The organism is Colwellia sp. MB3u-45 (genome assembly GCF_014077005.1).
Classification (GTDB): domain Bacteria; phylum Pseudomonadota; class Gammaproteobacteria; order Enterobacterales; family Alteromonadaceae; genus Cognaticolwellia.
The window spans coordinates 255273-280213 of sequence record NZ_JACGVC010000049.1 but is presented as its reverse complement, the minus strand read 5'-3'; the positions used below and the strand labels follow the sequence as shown (position 1 = coordinate 280213).

The following is a 24941-nucleotide window of genomic DNA, read 5'->3' as shown; positions in this document are numbered from 1 at the left end:
GTTTAGTTACCTGAGGTTTCTTTGGCGCTTTGGTTCCAGCGATAACCCATACCATAAACTGTTTCAATACAATTAAAGTCGCTATCGATATAGCTGAATTTTTTGCGCATGCGCTTGATATGCGACGTAATGGTTGAGTCATCAACATAGATGTTTGAGTCTTGCATTAACTGGCTACGGTTTTTCACATGGCCGGGATGTTTAGCTAATGCGTATAACATCCAAAACTCGGTGATGGTTAAATCAACATTGTGCTCTTGCCATTGAATGCTCATGCGCTGACTATCTACGGTTAATGGCCCGATAGTGAGCATATAATCAGCTTGTTGTGGTTTGCCTAAAGCGTCTTGGCGACGAAATAGCGCGGCAATGCGGGCAGACAAGTGCGGTAAGCTAATATCTTTGGTGAGATAATCATCAGCGCCAATACGCAAGCCAGATACGGTATCAACATCACTATCACGTGCGGTTAAAAAAATAATCGGTAAGGTTGTCGACTTTGAGCGTAACCATTGGCATAACTCAAAACCAGCATCATATTCGTGTTCAAGGCCAATATCTAAAATGGCTAAATGAGGTAAGCGTAGATTAAACGCTTGCATAGCGCTGGCCTTATTAGCATAGGTTTGTACTTGATAACCTTGTAGGCGCAATACATCAGCATAGTTTTCTCTAATGGCGGCATCATCTTCAACAATAGCAATCCGTTTCGACATGACTGTTGTTTATCCTTTATCTCGTTGTGCGTAAATATTGGCATAAAAATCTGGCTTAAATAATATCGAATAAACGCCATCGATGCTGCTAATTGTTGACATTGCCATAATGTTGCCACATTTGCTCACTGAATTGCCATATTTGCGTCCTTTAGTCGTCGTTTTTCTACGCTTTAATAACACCATCAAAAACAAGCAAGCTAATTAAGTGTTTAGTTAGCAAGTATCCATCGACTATTTATCACCGACACTATTAATGAGAGACACCATGATGACAACAAAATTAACCACAGCAAATAACCCAAGTGTAAGCAAAACTTCTCGAGCTAAAACATTGCTTAATGTTGCTTTAATATCGGCCTTAACGGTCAGCCCCGTCTTTGCAAGTTCATATGAAAAAACAGCGCAAGACAAAATAGCGCAAGAGAGTTCAGCACAATTGAAGGAAGAAATTGGCTTCGGCACAGGAATGGTTATTGGCGCTATTTTAGGTGGACCTATTGGCGCCTTTATCACTGGGGTAGCTGGTAATATGATTGCAAAAAACATCAATGCCACGGATGAAATTGAAAGCTTGTCAACCGCCTACAGTGCAGAGAAAAAAAGTAATGAAATATCGCTAGCTCGCTACCAACGACAAATTGAGCAAGCAGAGCAAAGCTATCAAACTGAGTTGTTAGCGCTAGAGCAAAACTATCAAGCGGCAAGTAACCTACAAGCACAAAACTTATTAATGAGCTTACAGTTCTCTACCGGCTCAAGTGAAATTAAATCACATTATCAAGAGCAGATAGAAAGCTTAGCGCGCATTGTGCAACAATCACCTAATTTAACCTTAGATCTTTCTGGCTATACCGATAAACAAGGCAGTGATACGCTAAACCAAGCACTTTCATTAGCACGTATTAATGCGGTTAAAAATGCACTGATTGACCAGGGCGTAAAGGCTGACCGCATTAGCTTATTTGCTTTTGGTGAACAGCAATCTGTGGTGGCATCAGTAAATAAAGAGGTGAGTTTTTATGATCGTCGTGTGGTTATCAAGTTAAAAAACACCGCATTAGCCAATGATGCCACTCAGCAAAAAAATTCACAAACGGCCCAGAACTTTTAACGCTGTGCATTTTAACCTGGTATAGACGGCAATCTAAGCTAAGAAAAATCTAGTCTAAAAATAACTAAACTATTTGTAAAGCAACAGTTAACCCGTTTCTCTGTTAACTATTTCAATAAAAATTAGCCAAAAGCCAAGGCGTTCTGCCTTGGCTTTTTGTTTTAACCTTTACTTAGAACACGTTATTAAGTATTTATTAGGCGCTTATTAACCATAGGCTACTTGCCTAAAGTAAACTTAGTATCAGCATCACGAAGTAAATATAGCGCGGCACAAGCAGCTAACATAGGCCATGCGGCGAAGAATAATAAATTATTAAAAGCATCCATATACTGCGCGTAAGCTGATAATGTTGAACCCGCATGCATCAGAAAAATCAAACCGTAACTGAGGCGTTTTTTAATGCCAAATAAAAACGCGAAAACCAATATTAATTGTAGTGCGCCTAAACCATAAGCCATGATGTCATTAAAGCCGCTGATTTTATAAAAATGTTCAAAAATTTTAATACTATGTGCTGGGTTAACAAACTTGTCTAGCGTCCAAATAAACATCACAATAAACACACCTACCCGTAAAAATAGTAATGACCATTGCAAGTTGCTTTGTAAGTTTTTGTTAGCTAAGGGATCAGCTGTCGACATATAAATTCCTCAAATTAAATAAAAGTGTTGGTAACAAGGTTAAAGACCGAGTAATCAAGCTTAAATTTCAACATTATGATTTTTTAATTACCGAGAGGCATTTCGATGGCGACTATAATATTAAGCAATAGCAGTGTTAAAAAAACCTTTGGTTTTATTGCTTGAATATTACCTTAGTAGCATATAAATCAACTATGGAGCATAAATATAACTAGCCTTCTCCTGTCCAAATATAGCTTAAATCACCTACCTAGGTTTTATCTGGCGTTGTGACAATAAAATTTCTTTTATACTCGACTCGCCCTAATATAGCTTTGTCAGTAGAAAATAGCATTTATTCAGCCCCTATAAAGGTGAGATTTTATTCACTTGCCCACCATATAAACTGCCAAATCTATTTAGTCGAAAAACCTTAACAATAGCGTGAGGGAATAGTTTAGTTCTTATCTAGAATTCTGGCTAAATAGTATGTTTAAAAAATTTAGACGTGAAAGTTTGATGCCTGGCAAGTGATAACTTCTCAGTAACTTTTTAGTAACTTATAAATAACCCCTCAATAACTTATAGGTAACTCCATGTAGTTTAAAGGTAAATTTAAAGTAAATTCATATGGCTTTATGTGACTTTATATAGCTTTATGTTGTAGAATGCCTGATTATTTCAATTTGTATCTATTAATTTCAATTTGTATCTATTAATTTCAATTTATACCTATTTATGTCAATGCGCATCCATTTGTATTTATTTTTGCCCACTTGTATCGTCTTATGTTTTTAGTCAACAATCAAAGGAACCGTGTTATTGAATAATATAGATAAAGCTTTTTTTTATATCATGCCCAGCAGTATCCCTGTTGTAGGTTCGCTTCTGCTTATATTTTTTACAGATATAGCAATTACCTTATCTTTATTTATATTCTGCTGTACGTTTGGATTAAGTCTTCTTGTTGGTTATCTTCTATTTAGCAAGTTGCAATTGGCTCAAGCGAAACTTGCATCCTCTCACCAACAAGCTAACAATAACTTTCTTCAGCAAACTCAGTCTTATATAGATGCACTAGAAGAACTCATGGGAGAAGTGCTTCCCGTTGTTTCTAAACAGATTAAAACATCCAAAGAGCACGTTGAACAAGAAGTGCTAAGTCTCACTGATAGGTTTTTAGCTATAACGAAAAAAATAAGCCTTTTACTTGATGACCAACGTAAAAGTGATGATGACGCCGTCATTGGTACGCTGTTGACAAGCACAAAAACCATCTTGAATGGCGTTATTAATGACCTCTGTAATCTTAACAGTAATGAGAAAACGATATTCCAAGAAGTAGAAAAATTATCTTCTTATACGGCCGAGCTTGAAAGCATGGCCAATGATGTTCGAAACGTTGCTGACAATATTAATTTATTGGCCCTAAATGCCGCTATTGAAGCCGCAAGAGCGGGTGAACATGGGCGAGGATTTGCAGTAGTTGCGGATGAAATAAAAAAACTGGCCAGTTCCTCTGCTAGTACAGGTAGTCGAATGAATAAAACCCTTGACGATATCAATACCGCGATGGCAAGTACCTTGACTTCATCCAAAACAACAACTCAAGTTTACAGTAAAACGATTGAAAGTAGCTCAGAGCACATTGAAAAGGTATTAACTGATATTGAAAACACTTTGTATGCTTTTAAGGATAAGTCACAAACACTGGCCGATGCCTCCGAGCAAATTCAAAGTGAGGTTTATCATGTAATAACAGCTTTACAGTTTCAAGATAGAGTTACCCAAATTCTTGAACATGCAGAGCATAATTTATATGATTTTAATGAGTTGTTATTGGCTAATCAGACAGTACCAAAAACAGAGCGAAGTGCAGACTTAATTCAAACAAATGACATACTTGAAAAAATGGCACTGCGATATACGGTGCCAGAAGAGTTAGCTAATCATCAAGCAACAGTTGCCGGCGAACAAAAAACACCAGGGCAAGAGTCAAAAGGTGACGACTTAACGTTTTTTTAATCATAAGAAAATAATTACGAGGAGCAAGTTTATGGCAAAAACAATAATGATCGTTGATGATTCAGCATCAATTAGAAAGGTTGTCCGATTGACATTAGAATCACAAGGTTTTGATGTGATTGATGCTGCGGATGGTGTTGAGGCTTTAAAAAAACTAAATGGAGTGAAAATTCATTTATTAATCACTGATGTCAATATGCCTAATATGGATGGCATAACCTTAGTTCAAGAAGCAAAAAAATTACCGGCTTATAAATTTACTCCGATGATGATGTTAACAACAGAGGCCGGCGATGAAAAGAAAATGCAAGGTCGTGCTGCAGGGGCAAAAGCTTGGTTGGTGAAACCTTTTCAACCACCGATATTGTTAAATGCAGTATCAAAGTTGATTTTACCCTAACTGAATAGCCTAATAATAGGCAATGCTATAGTTAGCAGGATTAAATTTTGGTGATAACAGTAAAATCAATAGGCCTACCTTAATATCCATTTAAGATGAAATGTCGATTTATAATCTGATGGAACAGAATAACAAACCATATCCTCATTTGAAAACTGATAATGACCGTCAAATTAATTTGTCAGCAGTAACAGAAATTAATACTACAGGTATGTAGTTGTTGATTTTTACAACATCAAGCGTATTAAAAACGAGGATAATTTAATCATGTCATTTACCAAACGTGAAGACTCAAATCAAAAAAAAGGCATCTGTGTATTAGATGCCAGTCCAGATATGACCATCTATTGTGCAGCGAATAATCTGGCTGAAATCAAGGGTTATTACGCTGAATTCAACCATTTTGAGCTTAATTTATCCGATGTAGAAGAAATAGATAGCAGTGGCATTCAATTACTTTTGGCCCTCAAGCAGAGTGCGACCAAAGATGGCAAACAAGTTTTTTTAAATGCAATCTCAAATCCAGTGGCCGAAGTCATGGACGTATTAAATATTAGATCGCATTTCGACTGGATTCAACCGGAGTAACCTTTGATATGAACGACGAAACAGACTATCTGGCAGAAGGCCGGCAAGTGTTTGTGGAAGAGTCTAGTGAGCTTTTGCAACAAGCAGAATATATTCTATTAAAGCTTGAAGACGAGCCAGATAATGACGAACTCATTAATGACTTATTTCGCACTATCCACACAATCAAAGGCTCTGCTGGTTTATTTGGCTTTGACGATGTTGTCGCTTTCACTCACGTAGCCGAATCAGTAATGGATCAGCTACGAGATAAGGAAATTTTCCTCAATGACGATTTGATGGGCCTGTTACTCGATAGTCGTGATCAAATCAGCCAATTAGTTGCTCATGCCCTTGATAATGCGGAAGTACCCATTGGCGATAGTCTAAGAGAAACAGGTGAAGAATTATTAAAAAATCTACATCAATATCTCGATATCAAAACACCCAATTCATCAATAGTTATCACGGCTGAGAGTGAGCTCAAGGTACTAACGGAGTCTGAAATAGCGCTTGAATTAACTGAACCTGAATCTGAAAAAGTCACTAATGACTATTGGCATATCTCCATTCGATTCAACCGTAATGTGTTGGCCAATGGTATGGACCCTTTGTCATTTTTTCGGTACCTCGAGACTGTTGGTGACATCATCAACATGACAACATTGACCACAGACTTACCCTCACTCAATGATATTAATCCAGAAGAAAGCTATCTTGGATTTGAAATAAGCCTAGCTTCAACAGCATCAAAAGAGGCAATTGCTGAGGTATTTGAATTTGTACTGGCAGACTGTCAGCTACAAATTCTATCCCCGCGAAGTAAGTTAAGTGATTACACCCAACTCATTTATGCATTACCTGAAGAAAATATAGCAATCGGAGAAACTCTTGTTGCATCGGGTGCGCTAACCGAAGACGAACTGTTAAAAGCACTTGAATATCAAAATGTAGATATCGATAAACAAACAATAGTAACTGAAGAAAATATAACCCTTGATAAAATAACTAATGCTCTAATGGACGACGTTATAATCGACAAAAATATCGTAGATGCTAGCAACGTTGACACAGCATTAGATAAGCAAAAACAAGTCAAAGAAGTAGAACAACAATCTGTACGAGTAAACGCTGAAAAACTTGGTGATCTGATTAACTTGGTTGGTGAATTAGTGATTTCAAGTGCACATACCGAACTAAAAGCAAAACAAACAGAGCAAGCAGAGTTATTAGAAACAGTAGAGAATTTAACTCGGTTAGTGGAAGAAATACGAGATGCCACACTCAGTCTGCGTATGGTTCAGATAGGGGATACTTTTAATCGTTTTAAACGAGTCGTGCGTGATCTCAGCAAAGATATGGGTAAAAAAATTGACCTGCAGATTGTCGGTGGTGACACCGAACTGGACAAAACCGTAGTGGAAAAAATTAGTGATCCACTGATGCATTTAATTCGAAACTCACTGGACCACGGCATTGAAAAACCCAATATCAGAACGGCTAATGGTAAATCAGAAACTGCCACCGTAAAACTCGAAGCTTACCACGACTCAGGTAGCATTGTTATTGAGATAACCGACGACGGTGCTGGATTAAATCCTGAAATTTTAACCGCCAAAGCAATTGAAAATGGCATTATTTCAGCCAATCAGCAGTTAACTCTGCCTGAAATTCACCGACTGATTTTTGCCCCTGGATTTTCTACCGCAAAAGAGATCACGAACATATCGGGGCGTGGTGTTGGCATGGATGTTGTTAATAAAAACATTGATGCTCTGCGTGGACAAATATCGGTTAATAGCGAATTGGGCGAGGGTACCAGTTTCACCATTCGCTTGCCGCTAACACTCGCCATTATCGATGGTTTTCAAGTACAGGTTGGTCAGTCATCTTATGTCATCCCGCTCGATTTAGTGGAGGAATGTATCGCGCTAGACGAGCAGCAAGCTAAGAAAGGTGAGTACATCAATTTACGTGGCGAAGTCATGCCATATATACACCTTTCTGAAATATTCAATGATGAAGATAGCTTGAACAGCACCCTAGATAAACCAGGGCGTAGATATAATATAGTTGTGGTGGAATATGCCGGTCAAAAAGCTGGACTGGTTGTTGATGAATTACTTGGCGAGCATCAAACCGTGATTAAGCCACTGGGTAAAGTGTTTCAAAATCTAAAAGGTATAAGCGGGGCCACCATTTTAGGCAGTGGTGAGGTTGCTATGATTATTGATGTACCAAGCCTGATAAGGCGGGTTGTTTAAAGTGAAGTAAGAGCACTAAAGCAATAAATATTAGTGACAGCAAAAAAAAAGTGAATCTCAATTATCTAAAGATTTTAGGTATTAAACGCCAAGGTCGAGCAGATCGGACTGTTCGTGTGTAATTAAAGCAAACTCAAGCGGCTGGCAATAGTTTTTTGGCAGCGATCAACTAATCGGTCATTAGTAATATAGCCGAATAGCTGAATACCTCAACATTAAAGTAATTAGATTAAAAGATGAAAAAAAGATGAACAATTTAATGCTGGAAAAATGGCGAGCGGATATCACCGCAGCCTCTGAAAAAAAAACAGGTGGTTTAGGCCACGTAACTAGTGCCATGCAACGACTCGTTCAGGTATTACAACAAAACCCTGCTGCTAAAGAGCAGGGTAATTATTTCTTTAAAGCCAGGAGCAAGTTATGAAACTCACAATGAAGGCACAGTTGACCGCAGGGTTTAGCATATTGGTAATTTTGATGATATTTATGGTGACAATGTCCCTCAATATCATGTCGGAGATGGATGAGCGTATCGACAGGATGGCAGATGTTTCGGCGACGAAAATCAAACTTGGCGGACGCATCAATCAGGACGTTATCGCGGTTTCGCGTGCGGAGAAAAACATCATCCTAGCGCAAACTGTTGAAGAGATGAATCAATTTAAGGCTATCGTCGATGAGAGACGTGTAGGAATGGAGGAACGTCGTCAAGAGCTAAGCAGACTGGTAAATAATGATGGCAAAGCCATGCTGGATAAATTTGACAGTAGCTGGGATGAATATTTAAAAGTCAACGAGCAGGTTACAGATTTTTCTCGCTTGAACTCAACGGTTAAGGGGCAGGCGTTGTCTGCTGACAGCGGTCAAAGAGCGTTTGAAATTGCAGCAACAGCAATGAAAGCTGTAGCTGCTCAAAATGATGAGCAAATCATAGACGGTAACAATCTCGCCGTCAGCCGAACATTAATGGCTGAGCGCATCATTCAAAACATACTAGAAGTACAGAGCGCCGAAAAGAGCTTGTTGTTGGAATCTACAGAGCAAGGCATAGATAAGTACGCCGAGGTCATTGTTAACATCAACGCCACTCTCAACGCCCGACTTACTGAGTTGAACAAGATGGCAACAACCGAGAGCAGAGTTTATATTGATACCTTTACCAAGGCTTGGAATACCTTCACTGATATCAATGAAGATGTTTATCGCATTAGCCGGGAAAATGGCAATATCAAAGCTTCTAGGTTGTCTAATGGCGAAGGACGTAAGCTCAACGATGCAGCTACAGACTTAATTGCTGCGATAGTTGTTATGAACGAAAAGGAGCTTGAACAAGACAAAGCGTCCAGCACAGAGAACTACGAAAAAGGTCGCAACCTAATGTTGACCATATTAGTGCTAGGTGTGCTAATAGGCTTGGGTACTGCAGTATGGATTATTCGTGGCATTATGTCGCAACTTGGCGCTGAGCCACCTGTTATCCTTGAAATAGCTGAAAAAATTGCTATGGGTGATCTTGAATCTGAGCAGACACATACCAAAGGTAAAGTCGTTGGTGTATTAGCGGCAATGATTACGATGCGCGAGAAACTGGTCTCTGTTATTAGCGAAGTAAATAGTAGTTCCACTGCACTGGCGGCAGCTTCTGAGCAGATCAGCGGCACCGCACAGAGTCTAAGCGAGGGCGCTAGTGAACAGGCCGCGAGCGTGGAGGAAACCAGTGCTTCGATTGAAGAAATGGGTGCGTCAATTAATCAAAACAGTGAAAACGCACGGGTAACTGACGGCATTGCTACTGAGTCGTCAAATGCGGCTAAAGAAGGGGGTGAATCTGTTATCGCCACCGTACAGGCAATGAAAGATATTGCTATGAAAATCACTATTATTGAAGACATCGCCTACCAGACCAATATGCTGGCACTCAACGCGGCAATAGAAGCGGCAAGAGCTGGCGAACACGGTAAGGGATTTGCAGTAGTTGCCGCTGAAGTACGTAAGCTCGCCGAGCGAAGCCAAGTAGCCGCGACAGAAATTAGCGAACTAACGGGGGTTAGTGTCAAAGTTGCTGAAAAAGCGGGTGGTTTGCTAGAAAAAATGGTGCCCGATATTTCACGCACTGCAGAACTCGTGCAGGAAATTACTGCCGCCTCTGAAGAACAGGCCGCTGGTGCTAGCCAGATTACCAGTGCGATGAATCAGCTTGATCAAGTAACACAACAAAATGCAGCTGGCTCAGAGGAACTCGCAGCGACTGCCGATGAAATGCGTAATCAGTCGCAATCACTGATTGAAATGATGAGTTTTTTCAGGTTGAACAGTAATGGTTCGGCTACTCCGGGTTTTAAAGCAGGTGCCGCACCTTCACCATCTAATAACCTGAAACCACATAAATCGATCAAGTATCAGGAATCCGCTGTCATTGACGAAAAACAATTCGAACGATTTTAAGGAAAGTGATATGTCAAAGCCAACGAATGAGAGCATTAGTTCGGGAAATGTTCAGCAATTCCTAACTTTTGTACTCAACGATGAAACATATGGTGTCGGTATTTTGCATATTCGGGAAATTATTGAATATGACAATTTAACCATAGTGCCACTAATGCCTGATTTTATATCAGGCGTGATTAACCTGCGCGGTAACGTCGTGCCAGTGATCAATCTTGCTCGGCGTTTTGAACATCAAGCCAAAGAGGTTGGTAAACGCACCAGTATCATTATTATTGATATTGAGGACCAAGACGGTGAGAGTGTCGAGGTCGGTATGGTTGTTGATATTGTTAATGAAGTGATCGAACTGGCAGACTCGGATATAGCAGCAGCACCCATGTTCGGTGCCAAAATACGTGCTGACTTTATTCAGGGTATGGGTAAAATAGATGATAAATTAATGATCTTACTGGATGTTAATCATGTGCTCTCGATCAACGAGTTATCTGCCATCACTAATATAGCCGATGAGCTGACGACACCATCCAAGAGCGATACACTTTAAAACAGTAAAATGAACTTTATTTAAGCGTATAGCGTAAAAGTTTATAGTTGTTCAGAGAAATAGGCATCATGTTTTAGTTTGATGTTTATTTTTTTGCACGACAAAGTACAGTTAGAAAGTATAGCTAGATAGTATTGTTAGCAAGTACTGAAGAGCCTTAAGGTAAAGCGAAAAGGCTCTCATTTTAAAGTTAGCTATGATTATATTTTTGATATCATAGACCTAAAAGTACCGGAAGATAATATTCATATAGTTGTTAAAAACTTACCTCATTTATCGCCAAATCGAAAAATGTAAATAATAAAAAGCATTTCAGTAAGAGACTTTTAGACTTTTTTCTAATACCAAAAAAGTACTTTTGGTCGGTACGTTGTTGATCGCAAGTCATTTTGTTGAAATCATTGGAAATGTAGGTGAGCAAAAAATAAGGAAGTATGCTTATAACTAGTTAGTCGAACTTGACCGTAAGGAAGAGCCAGCTCGACAGTTGAGGTTGTTTTAAAATGTGGAACTTGCTGCCAAATTTTTAAAACATAGCTAATAATATTGAGTCGAGAAAATATAATGCCACTAATAAATAGTATTGCGGATTGGACTTGCTATCAGAAGGTTGGGAAATAACATTGAATAAACTGAAGACACCAAGATTTGAGCAACCAGAGGTATCTGCTAATGCCTATCAAACAATCAGAGAGTTCATTTACAATGAGGCTGGTATAGATTTAGGGTCGGGCAAGCAGACGTTAGTTAGCTCTCGTTTGAATAAACGCTTACGACATCATCAGCTAGATAGCTTCGATCAGTATATTGAGCTGTTATTAAATAAAAATAGCATAGAATATCAGATGGCTATTGATTTACTAACCACCAACGAAACTTATTTTTTTCGAGAGGCTGAACATTTGAATCTCCTGAAGAATTTGGTACTACAACACCAGCCGAAGGATCGCAATTTTCGCTTATGGAGTGCTGCTAGCTCAAGTGGTGAAGAGGCTTATAGTATTGCTATGGTGTTGGATGATTTTTTTGGTTCTAGGGGCCAATGGGAAATTTTTGGTTCAGATATAAGTAGCCGTATGATCAAAAAGGCAAAGAGTGGGCTATATCAGTGTCATCGAATTGATGCGATTCCAAAAGATTTTCTGCGTAAGTATTGTCTGAAGGGAACGGGTGAGTATGACGGTTATTTATTGGTAGATAAAAAATTACGGGCAAAAACCCGGTTTGCAGAAATTAACTTAACTAAACTCTTGCCTGAAGTTGGTGAGTTTGATGTTATATTTTTACGTAACGTCTTAATTTATTTTGACAATAAAACCAAAAAAAATATTATTCGAAGTCTAACATCAAAGTTACGCTCTAAAGGTTTGTTGTTTATTGGTCATTCTGAGTCGCTCAAAGGTATGGACCTACCTATTAAACTGATTGCACCAACTGTCTATCAGAAAAAATAAATAGCTATGCTTATATATATTCCAAATTAGGGTGGTCAAAAATGAAACATGGCATTAGACAAGTTTTTCTTCATCCGGGTGATTTTGTTTTCGCTGAGCCGGGTACGCATGTGCACACTGTGTTGGGGTCATGTATCGCTATCTGTCTTTGGCATCCAGTTTTACATATTGGCGGCATGTGCCATTTTGTCTTGCCAAGCAGACCAAAAAATGAAGTAAAGCCTGCAGAGCTCGATGGCCGGTACGGCGAAGAGGCGATGGAACTGTTTGATATGGCGATTAAATTGCATCAAACAAATTATAGGGATTATCAGGCGAAAATATTTGGCGGTGCTAACATGTTCGCTAAAAAAGCGAATTCGAGCGAGCGCCTCATTGGCGAAAAAAATGCAGCCAAGGCAATGCAATTATTAATGAAGAGAAAAGTCGAAATCAATGTGGTACATGTAGGTGAACAAGGACATAGACGAATTGTTATGGATGTTAGTACAGGCGATGTTTGGGTTAAATATCAATCTGAAGATGTTCATAAGCAATCGATGAGATCACAAAGTGGAATTAATTAGGAGTTACACCACATGAATAAAATTAAAGTGCTTGTTATCGACGACTCGGCTATTGTACGACAAGTATTGAGTGCCATTATCAATGAATCATCAGGTATGGAAGTTATTGACACAGCTTCGGATCCAATATTTGCACTCAAAAAATTGGAAAAAATTAGACCTGACGTGATTATACTCGATGTTGAAATGCCTAGAATGGATGGCCTGACATTTTTGAAAAAACTCATGAAGGAAAATCCTTACCCCGTTGTTATGTGCTCTACATTGACTCAAAAATCCTCCGAGACCAGTATGAAAGCACTTCGTCTTGGCGCGGTGGAAATTGTTGGCAAACCCACCTCGAATCTGAAACAGGAACTAGGTGCTCAAAAAAAGTTGATTATAGATGCGATAAGAGCAGCCGCTAAAGCTAAACTCAGTAATCTAAGCATGCCGCTTAAAATGCCCACAACAATAATAAATGTTCAAAAAAAGGAGACAGCAGATGTCATCTTACCAAGGCTTGCACCAGTAGAGTCAACACCATCGAACAAGTTAATCGCTATAGGTGCCTCTACTGGTGGCACTCAAGCGCTTGAGTTTGTTATCTCTGCACTAAAAAAAGATACACCTGGCGTAGTTATCGTGCAGCACATGCCTAAAGCTTTTACTGCCACCTTTTCAACACGATTAAACTCTGTTTCAGAAGTCTACGTGAAAGAAGCTAAAAATGGCGATATGATTGAAACAGGTAAAGTGCTGATAGCACCAGGTGACAAACATATGATTGTAGAGAATAGAGCAGGAAAATTGTATGTTTCAATAAAAAATGGCCCTCTAGTGAGCCGGCATATGCCTTCGGTAGATGTGTTGTTTCGCTCAGTAGCGCAGTCAGCGGCAAAACAAACCCTGGGTATTATCATGACGGGTATGGGTGATGATGGTGCTAATGGTATGAAAGAAATGTTTGATCTTGGTGCTTTTACAGTGGCACAGGATGAAGCAAGTTGTGTTGTTTTTGGTATGCCTGCGGTTGCTATTGAACGTGGAGGAGTTAAGAAAATAAGCTCACTTGAAGATATTTCAAAAATGATGAATGCTTTCAATTAACCCTGCTGTTATCTAGCTATTATTTAATCCCCCAAGAGCTAATCTTTATCGAATATTAACGCGAACTTTATCTAAGTATGAGCAAATTTGAGCCATTTTTTGCTCATACCAATCCAAATAGGACTAGTGAGTAATGACAGCGATATAACACACAAGGCTAATTGGTAACCGTATCCATTAATAATATTCGCCTGATGACCCACCGCGGCCAAGATAAAACTGAATTCACCAATTTGTGACAATAGTACCCCAGCATATAAACTTTCCTTCCAGCTATATTTTGAGAGTTTTAAAATAACCGCATTAATAAAAACATTAGTAATTAATGCCGCTATCACTAAAATAGTAGCTTGCAGCCAATGTGTTATCAAAAAGCTAATATCAAGCAGCATGCCAATAGAAACAAAAAAAAGCGCAACAAATAACACTCTGAAAGAATCTAGGGTGCGATGAACCCAAAGCGTTTCTTTAGCAACACCTACTAACATACCAGCAATAAAAGCCCCTAAAGCAGTTGATAATTCAAACCATGCAGTCAACATAGCCAGGCCAAAACAAATACCTAACGCGGCAAACAGTTGCAACTCACGGTCGTCTTTTAACCATTTTGATAGGGGTAAATGCACTTGTTTACGGCTGAAAATAAAACTGAACAAGGCTATCGCCAGAATAGTGCCAGCGCTTTGCTTGACTAGCTGTACATTGTCGATATTTCCTGCACCGAGTAAGCCGATAATAATTAGCATCGGAATAATGGCTAAGTCTTGCGCGAGCAGGATGCCTAAAACGCTTTGTCCTAGGTTCGACGATAGCATGGAGTTGTCTTGCAATAGCTTTATCACTATGGCGGTGCTACTGAGACTAATAACAAAGCCAATTAACACAATTCTTGCAATGCTCCAGTCAAACCAAAGCCCTAAAAGCCAAATACAGCCAACACTTAGTACAATTTGCATTAGGGTGCCGAAAATAATTAACTTCCAGTTGCTGACTAATTTATGGATATCGGTTTCCATACCAACAAAAAATAGTAGCAAAACCACACCCGCCGTACCTAAGCGTGAAATACTTTCACTGTCGGTAATTAAACCAAAGCCCCAAGGTCCGATAACAATGCCAGCAATTAAATAGGCCACCACATGAGGCTGTCGAAAAAAACTCAAGATAAACCCTAACAATAATATAAAGAAAATGGCGCCAACCGCTTGCGGTAACAATGGGTCCATATGCAGAACTAGTATCCTTTTCAATCATCGGGTTTATGGTAAGTTAATAAGCTTGCAAGTAGAGCTACGCATTATAAATATTGCATAAAGCAGGGTAAAACAAGGTTAAAAATCCAGTCAATAAAATCTTAGCCAATGTCTTAGTTAATGCCTTGGTTTAAGCCTTAATTTAACCCTTAGTTGAAGTTTCAATTAAAGCATGAGTTTAAACGCATTTAATTTACCACCGCGATGTATTCGGATAATTTATTGTAAATAATATTTATTTAATGATCTCCTGCAACAAAGTCGTCATAATTATTATGCTGATGTTAGATTTTTATCAGTCAATTAACCATGGAAGAATATTGAAACAAGTGAATTCCCCTTACCGCAATCGACTACTCTATACATTAATGGCTGTTTTAATGTTAGCAAATGCCTTTGCAGTGCAATCAGCAGAGCCTGGTGATAATGTCGGTACCCATCTCAATATTATAGGTGTTGAAAGCGCATTCAAAACCAATATCTTACGTAATTTGAGCAGTAACGAAAATACCATTCCATTGTCACTGCTGGGTTTTCCACAATCAGACAATTATATTTTAACTAAAGCCCGCAGCGCGTTGCAGGCATTGGGCTATTACCAGCCTGTGTTAACCTTGGCTGACGATAAACAAGGTAAAATACTCACCATTGATTTACAGACTCCTGTGCGGTGGCACAACACCAATATTGTGCTCAACTGCGAGAATGAAATTAAGGAAATCCCCCAACTTATTGCTAAACATCCCTTTACCCAAGGCAAAATTATTAATCATGGCGATTACAGCCAGTTTAAAGCCTCGTTGCAACGCGAAGCACAAGAGTTAGGTTTATTAAACGCCACTTTTTCATCTAGTGTGTTAAATGTTGATGTGGCTCAGTTTCAAGCCGATGTGCATTGGGTGTTCAACTGTGGCGCTCGCTATAGCATTAACAAAGTGACGATTGAGGGCACAGTTTTATCCCATGATTTAATCAATCGTTATTCAACCATTCGCTCTGGTGACAATTATAGTCAACTCGACATTATTGCCAGTCAGCAGGCCTTAAATCGCTCTGGTTTTTTTAAATCAGTGGTGGTTGAACAGTCAGTTGACCATCTGACAAAAACGGTCGATGTTAGCCTTTCAATATTGGATACTGACAAATATGAACTTAAAACTTTGTTAGGCTATGGCACTGACAGCGGAGGAAAACTAGGGGTAAGTTGGAGAAATCGACGAGTAAATAGTAGCGCTCATCAATATATTACCGCGATAGATTTTAATAAAGTAAAGCTCGATATTGCTGATATACACGCAACGTTTCAATACCAAATACCGTTAGATACAGCCAACAGTCAATGGATAAACCTAGTCAGTTATCAGATTAAAAATGAGGAAATAGGTCGCAGTAAAATTTTCACCTTAGAGTCTGTGCTGGCCAATAAAATCAATGAAAATTGGTCTAGTCAATGGTCAATTGCCATGGCACAAGAGCTGTTAGAATCAGATGCTAACGTGAATCGTAGTTTGCAATATATTGTACCTTCATGGCAACTCAATTATTACAGTGTTACCGATCCCTTTTCCGCTATAGCAGGTTGGCGTTGGCAAAGTATATTTCGTTTTAGTGGTGAGCAATTTAGCGATCCCGATATAAAATTTTTACAAACGGACCAAAAAGTAAAACGTATTTGGTCACTCAATAATAACTGGCGATTATTGTTACGTGCACGTTTGGGCACTACGTGGATGGATACCGATGATTTTAATCGCTCTATGCCATCAAACTATCGATTTTTTGCCGGCGGTGATGTTTCAGTCAGAGGTTATAAACATCAAAGTTTGTCGCCTGTGGAGAATAACGTCTCACTAGGTGGTAAGCATGTTGTATCGTCAAGTCTTGAGGTCGATTACTTATTTAATGACGACTTTCGTTGGGCGGTATTTACCGATCAAGGCAATGCCTTTAATGATTGGCGGGATTGGAAAATATATAAATCAATCGGCACTGGGCTAAGGTGGGTAACACCGATTGGCGCTATTCGACTCGATATTGCTAAAGCACTTGATGGTAATAAAGGCTGGCGTTTTCATATCACCATAGGGCCAGATTTATGAGTTACTTCAAAAAGAAAGCGCTGTTAAAGTGGTTTAGCCTAATTACTACTGGCTTAATGGTTATCACGCTGTTAATGCTCTCATGGCTGTATACGACAGAATCAGGTTTGCAGTGGTTAGCTGCGCGCATTGCCCAACTGCAACCACAGGAACTACGTTTAGGTAAAATCAGTGGCACATTAAATACGCGCATAAAGCTAGCCGAGCTTGAATGGCAACAAGAGGGCACCAAAGTACAGATGACCGAGTTATCGGTTGACTGCCAATGGTTGCACTTGATTGACCGTTTGCTCTCGTGCGATAGCATTGCTTTAAGTACCTTAGCGGTATCGAGTGTTAACGATGAAAAAACCGCCTCTTCGCCAGAGGCATTACCCAAGCTAGCGACAGTGACATTACCTATTGCGCTCAAAGTGAAGCAAGTGACTATGGCTAGCATTAGCTATCAGGCAATGACCGCTAAAATAACGCCAGCGAAAAACAGTGACCCCGCAACAAGCATACCTTCACAAAGAGCCCATTCAGCAAACACAGCTTCAGCTAGTACGGAGTACAATGTTAGCGACCTAGTATTAAAAAAATTAGCCTTCGCGCGTAGCAAAGCAAGCGTTGGTGCGTTAAAGCTTACATTTGACGAACACAAGATAGCGGTATCTGGTTATCTTGACATGCGAAAAAAGTGGCCGCATCAGTTAGCGGTTGAGGTGCAGGGGGCCAAAATTTCAGGAAATGTAAAATCTAAAGGCAATATCAGTGACTCATCACAATTAACTTTACAGTTGCAATCACCTAATCAAATGCTAGTGACTAGCGATTGGTTTTATAACCAAGGCTTATTTTTAAAACGTGGCATATTAATAGCTGATAAACAACAAGTTGAGTTGGCCAGTCAAGCTATTGATCTCGAAAAAACCAAAGCAAACTTTGAACTTAATTGGCCAAAGTTGAGCGCTAAATTACAAATACAGGCAAGATGGCAAGAGTTTAAAGACATACAGTTAACCATTAATACCGAGCTAGCTAATGTAGTAGATTGGCGTGCGAGTTCAGCCGTCTCTTTGTTATTAAAAAATGAGCTTAATGCCGCGCAAATCGCCACAACCTTGCGCCAAGCACTGCCCGAGGCGATTGACCAAAGCACCCCTGCGATAAAGCAATCATGGCCAGTGCTAGCGAGCCTTGATTTGGCCATTAAACAAGGTATTGCTACGGTTAAAAGTAACAAGTTAACCTTGGGTAATTTAACGGCAACAATACAAGGTGAGTTTAATGTTGATAATCCGACCTCTGAAAACTTTTCGCTAAAAGGTCAGCTTAATGGTCGCTCGTTAGCATTAAACAATGTCTTTGAGTTGGCTAATGTCAATGCCAGTTGGCAGTTAGAACAACAACAGTCTCAATGGTTTATTTCTAGTCAAGGCAAGATAGATAAACTTGCGCTGGCAAAGTTTGACGGTAAAAAAATTCATTGGGCGTTAGATTTTAGCGAAGGCTGGCAGGGCGATGTTAAGGCCGACGCACTTAATATTAATGAGTTTAGCCTTGAACAACCTTCATTGAAAATCTCTGGTTTACCCGCTGATCATAAAATGCTCATTAGCGCTACATTAGCTGAAAACACAGCTGTTAAATTAAGTTTTGATGGTCAATTACTGCAACAAGATACAAAACCGTTTAGCATCAGTAGTGATATATCAAAGGCTATATGGCAGATCAATAACCTTGACTTTAAGGCCGAAAACCAACAACAAGCACTGGTTTTAACCACAGAGCAATTACAATTAAGTGCTGAAAATCAACGAATAAAAAATCTATGTCTTAGCGGCAGTGGCAAACTTTGTATCAATGCGGATAAGCAAGTAGAGCAGTGGACAGCTAATTTAACTTTCGAACAATGGTCAATGTCACCAATTTTCCAGCAGGTGAAGCATTGGCAGTCCACACTACTCGCTCAGCCATCAAAATACCCGCAAGAAGTTCAAGGTAGGGTGACAGGTCAGTTAGCGTTATCAGGTAAAGGTCAGCAATTGGCAGGAATTTCGGCCAATGTAACGATACCAAGCTTTAAATGGCAGTCATCTGACGTTCAAATACACGGACAAGAACTGACGATACTTAGCCAGCAGCAGCAAAATACTATCGCAATCACCACGCAATGGCAGACAATAAATACCCAGTTACAATTACCCGAGTGGCCAGCTGAAATTTCGATGCCTACAGGTCAGATGTTGTTATCGATTACGCCTGACTTTACCGTCGATTTTGACTTAGCACAAACTGATATTACCTTGAGCGTTCCAGATGAAAGCAGCCCAGCTGACACACAGCTATCAAAGCATTTATTAACAGTAGCGCTTTTAAAACTGCAGGGTAAATGGCAAAAAGATAAAATATCTACTGGTTTGAACATACAATTATCTGGCGAAGATGAAATAACGGCCCAGTTTAACAGTGACTGGCCGCTGATTGATTCAGCTCGCCTTTCTGGTGACTTGTCAGTTAATTTACAGCAATTTGAATGGCTTAAGCAGTGGCAAAAACGTATCGATAAAATCGAAGGTAATCTAGTGCAAAACTTTACCTTAGCAGGTACTTGGCGTGAGCCAATATTTACAGGCGAGGGTTCGCTTGGCATTGAACATTTAGTTATTGATGAATATGGCTTAGATATTCGTAACAGCAAAGTAAAATTAAGTAGTCAACAAGACCGTGTTATATTATTAGGCGAATTACAAAATCCGCAGGGATCACTAACAATAGCAGGGCAAGCAAAGCTATCAATGCCGATAAAAGCAAATCTAACGATTGAAGGTCAACAAGTTACCTTGGTCAATAATAACGATAATAAATTAATTGTTTCGCCCATGTTAAAGGCAAATTATCAAGACAAGCACTTAACTGTAGACGGTAACTTAATTGTTGACCAAGCTGATATCAAAATAGCGTCTTTGCCAAAACCTGCCATTAGTGTTTCAGAAGACCAAGTTATTGTTGACGAAAAAAACCTAGCCGAAAAAGACCCAGCACTTGACTATAATATCTCGCTAACGCTATCAGCAGGAGACAATGTTAAAATCAGTGGTTTTGGTTTATCAAGCGAAATACAGGGTAATTTATCTTCATCACTTATTACCGGCCAACCTTTGACTCTTAATGGTCGCTTAGATTTAAAAGAGGGTAAATTTGAAGCCTACAAGCAAACATTAACTATTGAACAGGGGCAATTATTGTTTCTGGGTACGGCAGCAAATCCAAGCATTCAGTTTCGAGCGGTTCGTATAGTTGATGATATCAAGGTTGGGATTATTGCTGATGGAACAATACATAACCCTCGTTTAACATTATTTTCAGAGCCAACAATGGCGGATGAAAATGTATTGTCATTACTGATCACTGGCCGAAAATTAGATTCTTTATCACAGCAAGAGGGCAATGCACTGACCAGTGCCGCCATTAGTTTAGGAGTAGAGAGTGCCAACAAATTAGTGCAAAAAATTGGTGAGCAACTGGGCCTCAAAGATGTGGCTTTTACCAGTAAAAGTGCTAATAACGGAAATAGCACGCGTGTTGATATTGCCGCAAAAATTAATGACCGCTTAAATGTAGGGTACGGCACCAGTATTGACTCTGACAGTAGCGTTCAGGCGGGGTGGAATATTGAATACAAGCTATCGCCGAATATATCGTTTGAAGCCATTAGTGGCGATGAAATAAGTGCTAACATCAACTATAAAAAGCAGTTTTCATCCACTAAAGACAAAGACAAAGACAAAGACAAAGACAAAAATTAGTACTGGCAATTAAATTAAAAAGAAGGTGTTTATGTCAAAAGGTTCAACAGGCTCCACCCAGCTAACATCAACAGCAATAGTCACACCTGTAAGCATTCCTAAACGTCATCCATTCATCAGTTGGTCATTGGCGATATTAACAGCCATGCTTGGAGTGTATTTATCGATAATACAATTTGCTGGTTTAGAATGGCTTTCTCGCAGTGGTTGTTTAATTGTGATACTGGGTGTTTGGTCCGGGTTGGGTGGGATAATACAAGAACGATTATTACTTAGTCGACTTAATTTTCATCATCGCATAGTACTGGCTCGCACTAAAAGAAAATTACATAAATCCAAGGTATCAAGCGAAAATATAGCAAGCGAAATTCAAAGCATTGAAGATGACTTTGAAGAAAAAACCGGAAAATTATTACAAGCCGTTAGATTACAACTGGGTATTCTTGAGGTTTCATTACTTATTACAGGGACGTTATTGTGGGGATTTGGGGATTTATTTTTTATATTGCGTAGTTAAGATATAAAAATATTTAACTGATAAATAACGATAATTTTTATTCATCAGTCAAAAACAGCAAAACTAGTTAAGGAGTATTGATTAAAACCATATCACTATTTTGATGGCTAATAAGTGCTGAAATTGTTGAACCATTGAGCCACTTGTCAAATAAGCTGTGCTTTCTACAGCCGAGTACGATTACGTCTATTTTATTATCGTCAACGTAAGTGAGCAAAGCATGCTCTGGTGTACCACGAACAAAGGTTAACAATTTTTTTGCGCATTTTACTTGTTCAGCGAAACGATATATTTGTTCTTTGTGCAAAGCCTCAATTTTTTTTTCGTATTCAATCGCCAAAGGTGGAATGTGAATAACGTGTAATAAAAAAGCCTCTGTTTGCTCTGCGGGTGTGCACCACTGGCGCATAAAGAGATAAACTTTACGATCAGACTTGTTGTCGCTGTCATCTTCATGAAATGGGTCAATTGCCCCGATGGCTTTACCATCAGATAACCATTTTTCTTGGTTTAATATAAATACCGTATGCTGATTGTTACTAATATATTGATTGTCAGCCGAGGTAAGGCCAGATTTTGAGCGAATAATAACGATAGGATCTAGTGTGTTAGCCTCGTTATTTACTTGCTTTGACCAGTATTTTTCTTTACAGATATGCACCTTGCTCTTTGGGAAGTGCTGCTTAATTTTTAATTCAATTTGGTCAATTTGGTTTTGATGATTTGCCTGTAAGTTACCTGACATTGCGGCGAGTTCATTTGAAAAATAACGGCGATCAAAAAAGCGCTGATGATGATGTAAATACCAAACAACATTCGCTGAAAATTTATTTTGCAGTAGGCTTATCTTAGAAAAAATGGTATGAGTGATTTCCAAATCAGACAAAATAATGTGTAATGTTGTCATGATACCCTCCTTGAAGTGGTTGATAATTAACCGCAGTAAACGCCAATATATATGCGGAATTTTGTCTATACACAAGTGACTTAAGATAGCATAATCTATCAATATGGAAAGAAATTATTAATTGAAAAGTAAGCTAAATTTATACAGTTTCACAAGCTATTAGGTACTTTAAAATTAGCTACTTTGAAATTAGCTACTTTGAAATTAGCTACTTTGAAATTAGATAACAGGCAAATAAAACAGAGAAAATTAAAATGCTGAATAATGCATGGTGGGGCGAGTTTACTTTTGACCTTCAACAACAACGCTGCTGGCGACTGGGTGAGAGAGCCATCATTCTTAAACGCTTAGACAATGAATGGAACAGTTGGAATCTAGAAACAGATACTGATAACAACGAGCTAATGGTTGTTGGCAATGGCGATGAAAATTACGCTATTGGTGAAGCAAAATTCGGCCGATATTTGCAACAAAGCACGTCTCAAAACGTACGGATATTACCTTTACTAGCAGACCGAGCCGTAGTGGCGCGCCCAGATACACCCTTAACTTTACTTGCGGGTGAGAAATCACGGTTATACGTTAGCACGCCTATTTGGTTCTCGGCTCAATTATTACCTAAAGGTGAATGCTTACTTGATTTACCCTTTTGGCGACCGTCTGACTCTTGGTTTGGTCCATCGACAAGAGAAGGGCAAATATGTTACGCAAAATATACTGAGGCCCGTATTCAGCTTAATAATATAGACAAACGGCCACATCGCGCAATAACCCCAATTACGGTGATTAATAACCATAGCAAGGCGTTAACCATAGAGCGCATTAATGTCCCGGTGACCTTGTTGCATTTATACGCTGATGAAGAACATCAACTTTGGACCACGGGCATTTCGGTGCATCGAGATGGTGATAGTGCTAATGTTGAACTGCATCTTGATAAGCAAGCGCCAGTTGAAGCCTTATCGCCGGTGTTAATTAGTGGCCCAAGAATCGCAACCGAACAAAGTATACTCATACGCAGTATTAGTAGCTTGTTTGCTTAAAAAGAGAGATTTTGTGAAAGACATCATAGCGTTTATCGAGCTACTAAAAGCCTCACATTTATTTGCTTTTATTCAGGCTACTTTATTGTTTATTATTGGTTTTATCATCGCGCGCTTAATCAGCAGTGCTATTGTTAAAGTATGTCAGCATAAAATGACGGCTCATGGGCAGTTATTCCTTAAAAGAACTATTTTTTACGGTATTTTAATTTTAGTTACCATTTCAGCCTTAGATAATATCGGTATTGATCTCAGTATTTTACTTGGCGCAGCGGGCATTTTTACTGTTGCTTTAGGGTTTGCTTCTCAAACGTCAGCATCAAACTTAATTAGTGGTTTATTCTTGATGATTGAACGGCCCTTTTCTATTACCGATGTTATTCGTGTCAACGACATTACCGGTGAAGTTATATCGATTGATTTACTCTCAGTTAAACTACGTACGTTTGACAACTTGTTTGTCCGTATTCCCAATGAAAGTATGATAAAAAGCGCGGTCACCACACTGACCAAATATCCGATTAGGCGTGCTGATTTAATCATTGGTATTGCCTATAAAGAAGACATTGAAAAAGTACGTAATATATTGATGGATATTGCGGCGAAAAATTTAATTTGTTTAGAAGAGCCGGCGCCAGTTTTTATCATAACTGGCTTTGGTAGCTCTTCTATTGATATTCAGTTTTCAGTGTGGGCGATACGAGAGAATTTTCTAACCTTGAGAAATAGCATGTATATAGAGATTAAAAACGCGTTTGATCAGCAAGGAATTGAAATACCTTTTCCACACGTAAGTTTATATGCGGGTACGGCGACAAGCCCTTTTCCACTTTCATCTACTAACAACAACAACAACAACAATGACAAAAGCGATAAGTAATTTAGCCGCTAGTTTAACTGCGCATATAAAGTTTTAACAAGCACTAAAGTTACTGGTTTAAAACGCTATACTGGAGCATGTAACCGACACTGTTTTTCAATTAGCTTGTATGCCAGCAGCTTTAGCCCCAAGTTTACTGACAGTGTACTGACAGAAAGTTGTTATATTTTAATGATGGTTTTTCTGAGTGGCGCAAGTCGCGCTAATAATTTGTTTTGGATTGGGTAGCTAATATCTGCATTATCCATAGCCTCAATAAAAAGCTCAACAAAATGATTAAATTCGTTTTTATTGATATACATGCCTTGATGAATATCTTTCATACTGTCACCTTTGTATTGACAAGGACCGTCAGCTAAATGGCACAAAAACACCGTGAGTTGGTCTTTAAAACGGGTGACATTACTTTGAGCAAAGTGAGAAAACACCACATCATCTTGACCAATAATATTAATTAAATTATCAATGATGTTATCAAGTGCTGGCTTTTCACCCATTTCTTGATAAAGGCTGGGCTCGGTCTGTGCATGATTATTACTATCAATGTGGCTATCACTATGACTATCAATATTCTCGCTAGGCGAAGAGCAAGCTAAACAACTCATTAATAGCAGTAATATTATTGCTTTTGTCATATTCGT

At 39.0% G+C, this 24941-nt stretch carries 21 protein-coding genes; 16 read left to right on the top strand and 5 right to left on the bottom strand.

All coding sequences use genetic code 11. The features are described 5' to 3' along the window. Window positions 1-2 precede the first annotated feature (2 nt). On the bottom strand, window positions 3-716 hold the full coding sequence (gene pdsR, locus H4J41_RS12265; protein ID WP_182137814.1) for a proteobacterial dedicated sortase system response regulator: 714 nt from the start codon (window positions 714-716) through the stop codon (window positions 3-5). Between the two features lie 268 nt (window positions 717-984). On the opposite strand from pdsR, the gene pdsO reads away from it, so the two are divergent. Beyond that, window positions 985-1830: a sortase-associated OmpA-like protein PdsO gene (gene pdsO, locus H4J41_RS12260; protein WP_182137815.1), complete on the top strand. Its 846-nt coding sequence runs from the start codon at window positions 985-987 to the stop codon at window positions 1828-1830. Between the two features lie 218 nt (window positions 1831-2048). On the opposite strand, the gene H4J41_RS12255 is transcribed toward pdsO, so the two are convergent. Then, window positions 2049-2474 carry a hypothetical protein gene (locus H4J41_RS12255; RefSeq protein ID WP_182137816.1) on the bottom strand — a complete coding sequence of 142 codons (426 nt, stop codon included), beginning with the start codon at window positions 2472-2474 and terminating at the stop codon, window positions 2049-2051. 975 nt (window positions 2475-3449) lie between these two features. Here H4J41_RS12255 and H4J41_RS12250 point away from each other — a divergent pair. The 10 genes from H4J41_RS12250 to H4J41_RS12205 all read left to right on the top strand — a co-directional run bounded on the left by H4J41_RS12250 (window position 3450) and on the right by H4J41_RS12205 (window position 13810). Next, window positions 3450-4478, top strand: a complete 1029-nt coding sequence (locus H4J41_RS12250; protein ID WP_182137817.1) for a methyl-accepting chemotaxis protein — start codon at window positions 3450-3452, stop codon at window positions 4476-4478. A gap of 31 nt (window positions 4479-4509) precedes the next feature. Continuing rightward, the gene (locus H4J41_RS12245) at window positions 4510-4878 is read left to right on the top strand and encodes a response regulator (protein WP_182137818.1); all 369 of its coding nucleotides are present in this window, start codon (window positions 4510-4512) and stop codon (window positions 4876-4878) included. A 267-nt stretch (window positions 4879-5145) separates the two neighbouring features. Then, the gene (locus H4J41_RS12240; RefSeq protein WP_182137819.1) at window positions 5146-5466 is read left to right on the top strand and encodes a lipid asymmetry maintenance protein MlaB; all 321 of its coding nucleotides are present in this window, start codon (window positions 5146-5148) and stop codon (window positions 5464-5466) included. Between the two features lie 8 nt (window positions 5467-5474). Continuing rightward, the gene (locus tag H4J41_RS12235) at window positions 5475-7709 is read left to right on the top strand and encodes a chemotaxis protein CheA (protein ID WP_182137820.1); all 2235 of its coding nucleotides are present in this window, start codon (window positions 5475-5477) and stop codon (window positions 7707-7709) included. Window positions 7710-7956: 247 nt separating this feature from the next. Further along, entirely contained in the window at window positions 7957-8133 is a 177-nt protein-coding gene (locus tag H4J41_RS12230; protein ID WP_182137821.1) for a hypothetical protein, read from the top strand. Further along, window positions 8130-10154 carry a methyl-accepting chemotaxis protein gene (locus H4J41_RS12225; protein WP_182137822.1) on the top strand — a complete coding sequence of 675 codons (2025 nt, stop codon included), beginning with the start codon at window positions 8130-8132 and terminating at the stop codon, window positions 10152-10154. Before H4J41_RS12230 ends, H4J41_RS12225 begins: the two co-directional genes overlap by 4 nt. Before the next feature lie 10 nt (window positions 10155-10164). Continuing rightward, entirely contained in the window at window positions 10165-10701 is a 537-nt protein-coding gene (locus tag H4J41_RS12220) for a chemotaxis protein CheW (protein ID WP_182137823.1), read from the top strand. A gap of 596 nt (window positions 10702-11297) precedes the next feature. Continuing rightward, complete coding sequence (locus tag H4J41_RS12215; protein WP_220461013.1) at window positions 11298-12155, top strand: protein-glutamate O-methyltransferase CheR; 858 nt, start codon at window positions 11298-11300, stop codon at window positions 12153-12155. A gap of 41 nt (window positions 12156-12196) precedes the next feature. Beyond that, complete coding sequence (locus H4J41_RS12210; protein WP_182137824.1) at window positions 12197-12721, top strand: chemotaxis protein CheD; 525 nt, start codon at window positions 12197-12199, stop codon at window positions 12719-12721. Window positions 12722-12733: 12 nt separating this feature from the next. Beyond that, a complete protein-coding gene (locus tag H4J41_RS12205; protein WP_182137825.1) occupies window positions 12734-13810 on the top strand; it encodes a chemotaxis response regulator protein-glutamate methylesterase in 1077 nt (358 codons plus the stop codon). A gap of 71 nt (window positions 13811-13881) precedes the next feature. On the opposite strand, the gene H4J41_RS12200 is transcribed toward H4J41_RS12205, so the two are convergent. Then, window positions 13882-15036 (bottom strand): cation:proton antiporter, encoded by a 1155-nt coding sequence (locus tag H4J41_RS12200; protein ID WP_182137826.1) that lies wholly within the window; start codon window positions 15034-15036, stop codon window positions 13882-13884. 356 nt (window positions 15037-15392) lie between these two features. On the opposite strand from H4J41_RS12200, the gene H4J41_RS12195 reads away from it, so the two are divergent. Genes H4J41_RS12195 through H4J41_RS12185 form a run of 3 tightly spaced genes read left to right on the top strand, consistent with a single transcriptional unit; the run spans window position 15393 to window position 21470 of the window. Then, window positions 15393-17162 carry a BamA/TamA family outer membrane protein gene (locus H4J41_RS12195; RefSeq protein WP_310649830.1) on the top strand — a complete coding sequence of 590 codons (1770 nt, stop codon included), beginning with the start codon at window positions 15393-15395 and terminating at the stop codon, window positions 17160-17162. Next, a complete protein-coding gene (locus H4J41_RS12190) occupies window positions 17159-20953 on the top strand; it encodes a translocation/assembly module TamB domain-containing protein (protein WP_182137828.1) in 3795 nt (1264 codons plus the stop codon). The genes H4J41_RS12195 and H4J41_RS12190 overlap by 4 nt, the downstream gene beginning before the upstream one ends. A gap of 31 nt (window positions 20954-20984) precedes the next feature. Beyond that, window positions 20985-21470: a hypothetical protein gene (locus tag H4J41_RS12185; protein WP_182137829.1), complete on the top strand. Its 486-nt coding sequence runs from the start codon at window positions 20985-20987 to the stop codon at window positions 21468-21470. A 67-nt stretch (window positions 21471-21537) separates the two neighbouring features. On the opposite strand, the gene H4J41_RS12180 is transcribed toward H4J41_RS12185, so the two are convergent. Next, window positions 21538-22377: a universal stress protein gene (locus H4J41_RS12180; RefSeq protein ID WP_182137830.1), complete on the bottom strand. Its 840-nt coding sequence runs from the start codon at window positions 22375-22377 to the stop codon at window positions 21538-21540. A gap of 254 nt (window positions 22378-22631) precedes the next feature. Between H4J41_RS12180 and H4J41_RS12175 the strand changes: the two genes are divergently transcribed. After that, a complete protein-coding gene (locus tag H4J41_RS12175) occupies window positions 22632-23420 on the top strand; it encodes a hypothetical protein (protein ID WP_182137831.1) in 789 nt (262 codons plus the stop codon). A gap of 13 nt (window positions 23421-23433) precedes the next feature. Then, window positions 23434-24300 carry a mechanosensitive ion channel family protein gene (locus H4J41_RS12170; protein ID WP_182137832.1) on the top strand — a complete coding sequence of 289 codons (867 nt, stop codon included), beginning with the start codon at window positions 23434-23436 and terminating at the stop codon, window positions 24298-24300. A gap of 161 nt (window positions 24301-24461) precedes the next feature. Here the strand turns inward: H4J41_RS12170 and H4J41_RS12165 are convergent, their stop codons facing one another. Further along, entirely contained in the window at window positions 24462-24935 is a 474-nt protein-coding gene (locus H4J41_RS12165) for a group 1 truncated hemoglobin (protein ID WP_182137833.1), read from the bottom strand. Window positions 24936-24941 lie beyond the last annotated feature (6 nt).

Bases quoted from the DNA above. Each gene is read 5' to 3' on its own strand.
- H4J41_RS12220 (WP_182137823.1), top strand. From the start codon at position 10,165: ATGTCAAAGCCAACGAATGAGAGCATTAGTTCGGGAAATGTTCAGCAA.
- H4J41_RS12165 (WP_182137833.1), bottom strand. From the start codon at position 24,935: ATGACAAAAGCAATAATATTACTGCTATTAATGAGTTGTTTAGCTTGC.
- H4J41_RS12255 (WP_182137816.1), bottom strand. From the start codon at position 2,474: ATGTCGACAGCTGATCCCTTAGCTAACAAAAACTTACAAAGCAACTTG.
- H4J41_RS12175 (WP_182137831.1), top strand. From the start codon at position 22,632: ATGCTGAATAATGCATGGTGGGGCGAGTTTACTTTTGACCTTCAACAA.
- H4J41_RS12205 (WP_182137825.1), top strand. From the start codon at position 12,734: ATGAATAAAATTAAAGTGCTTGTTATCGACGACTCGGCTATTGTACGA.
- H4J41_RS12190 (WP_182137828.1), top strand. From the start codon at position 17,159: ATGAGTTACTTCAAAAAGAAAGCGCTGTTAAAGTGGTTTAGCCTAATT.
- H4J41_RS12245 (WP_182137818.1), top strand. From the start codon at position 4,510: ATGGCAAAAACAATAATGATCGTTGATGATTCAGCATCAATTAGAAAG.
- H4J41_RS12240 (WP_182137819.1), top strand. From the start codon at position 5,146: ATGTCATTTACCAAACGTGAAGACTCAAATCAAAAAAAAGGCATCTGT.
- pdsO (WP_182137815.1), top strand. From the start codon at position 985: ATGATGACAACAAAATTAACCACAGCAAATAACCCAAGTGTAAGCAAA.
- H4J41_RS12230 (WP_182137821.1), top strand. From the start codon at position 7,957: ATGAACAATTTAATGCTGGAAAAATGGCGAGCGGATATCACCGCAGCC.
- H4J41_RS12210 (WP_182137824.1), top strand. From the start codon at position 12,197: ATGAAACATGGCATTAGACAAGTTTTTCTTCATCCGGGTGATTTTGTT.
- pdsR (WP_182137814.1), bottom strand. From the start codon at position 716: ATGTCGAAACGGATTGCTATTGTTGAAGATGATGCCGCCATTAGAGAA.
- H4J41_RS12200 (WP_182137826.1), bottom strand. From the start codon at position 15,036: ATGGACCCATTGTTACCGCAAGCGGTTGGCGCCATTTTCTTTATATTA.
- H4J41_RS12185 (WP_182137829.1), top strand. From the start codon at position 20,985: ATGTCAAAAGGTTCAACAGGCTCCACCCAGCTAACATCAACAGCAATA.
- H4J41_RS12235 (WP_182137820.1), top strand. From the start codon at position 5,475: ATGAACGACGAAACAGACTATCTGGCAGAAGGCCGGCAAGTGTTTGTG.
- H4J41_RS12180 (WP_182137830.1), bottom strand. From the start codon at position 22,377: ATGACAACATTACACATTATTTTGTCTGATTTGGAAATCACTCATACC.
- H4J41_RS12225 (WP_182137822.1), top strand. From the start codon at position 8,130: ATGAAACTCACAATGAAGGCACAGTTGACCGCAGGGTTTAGCATATTG.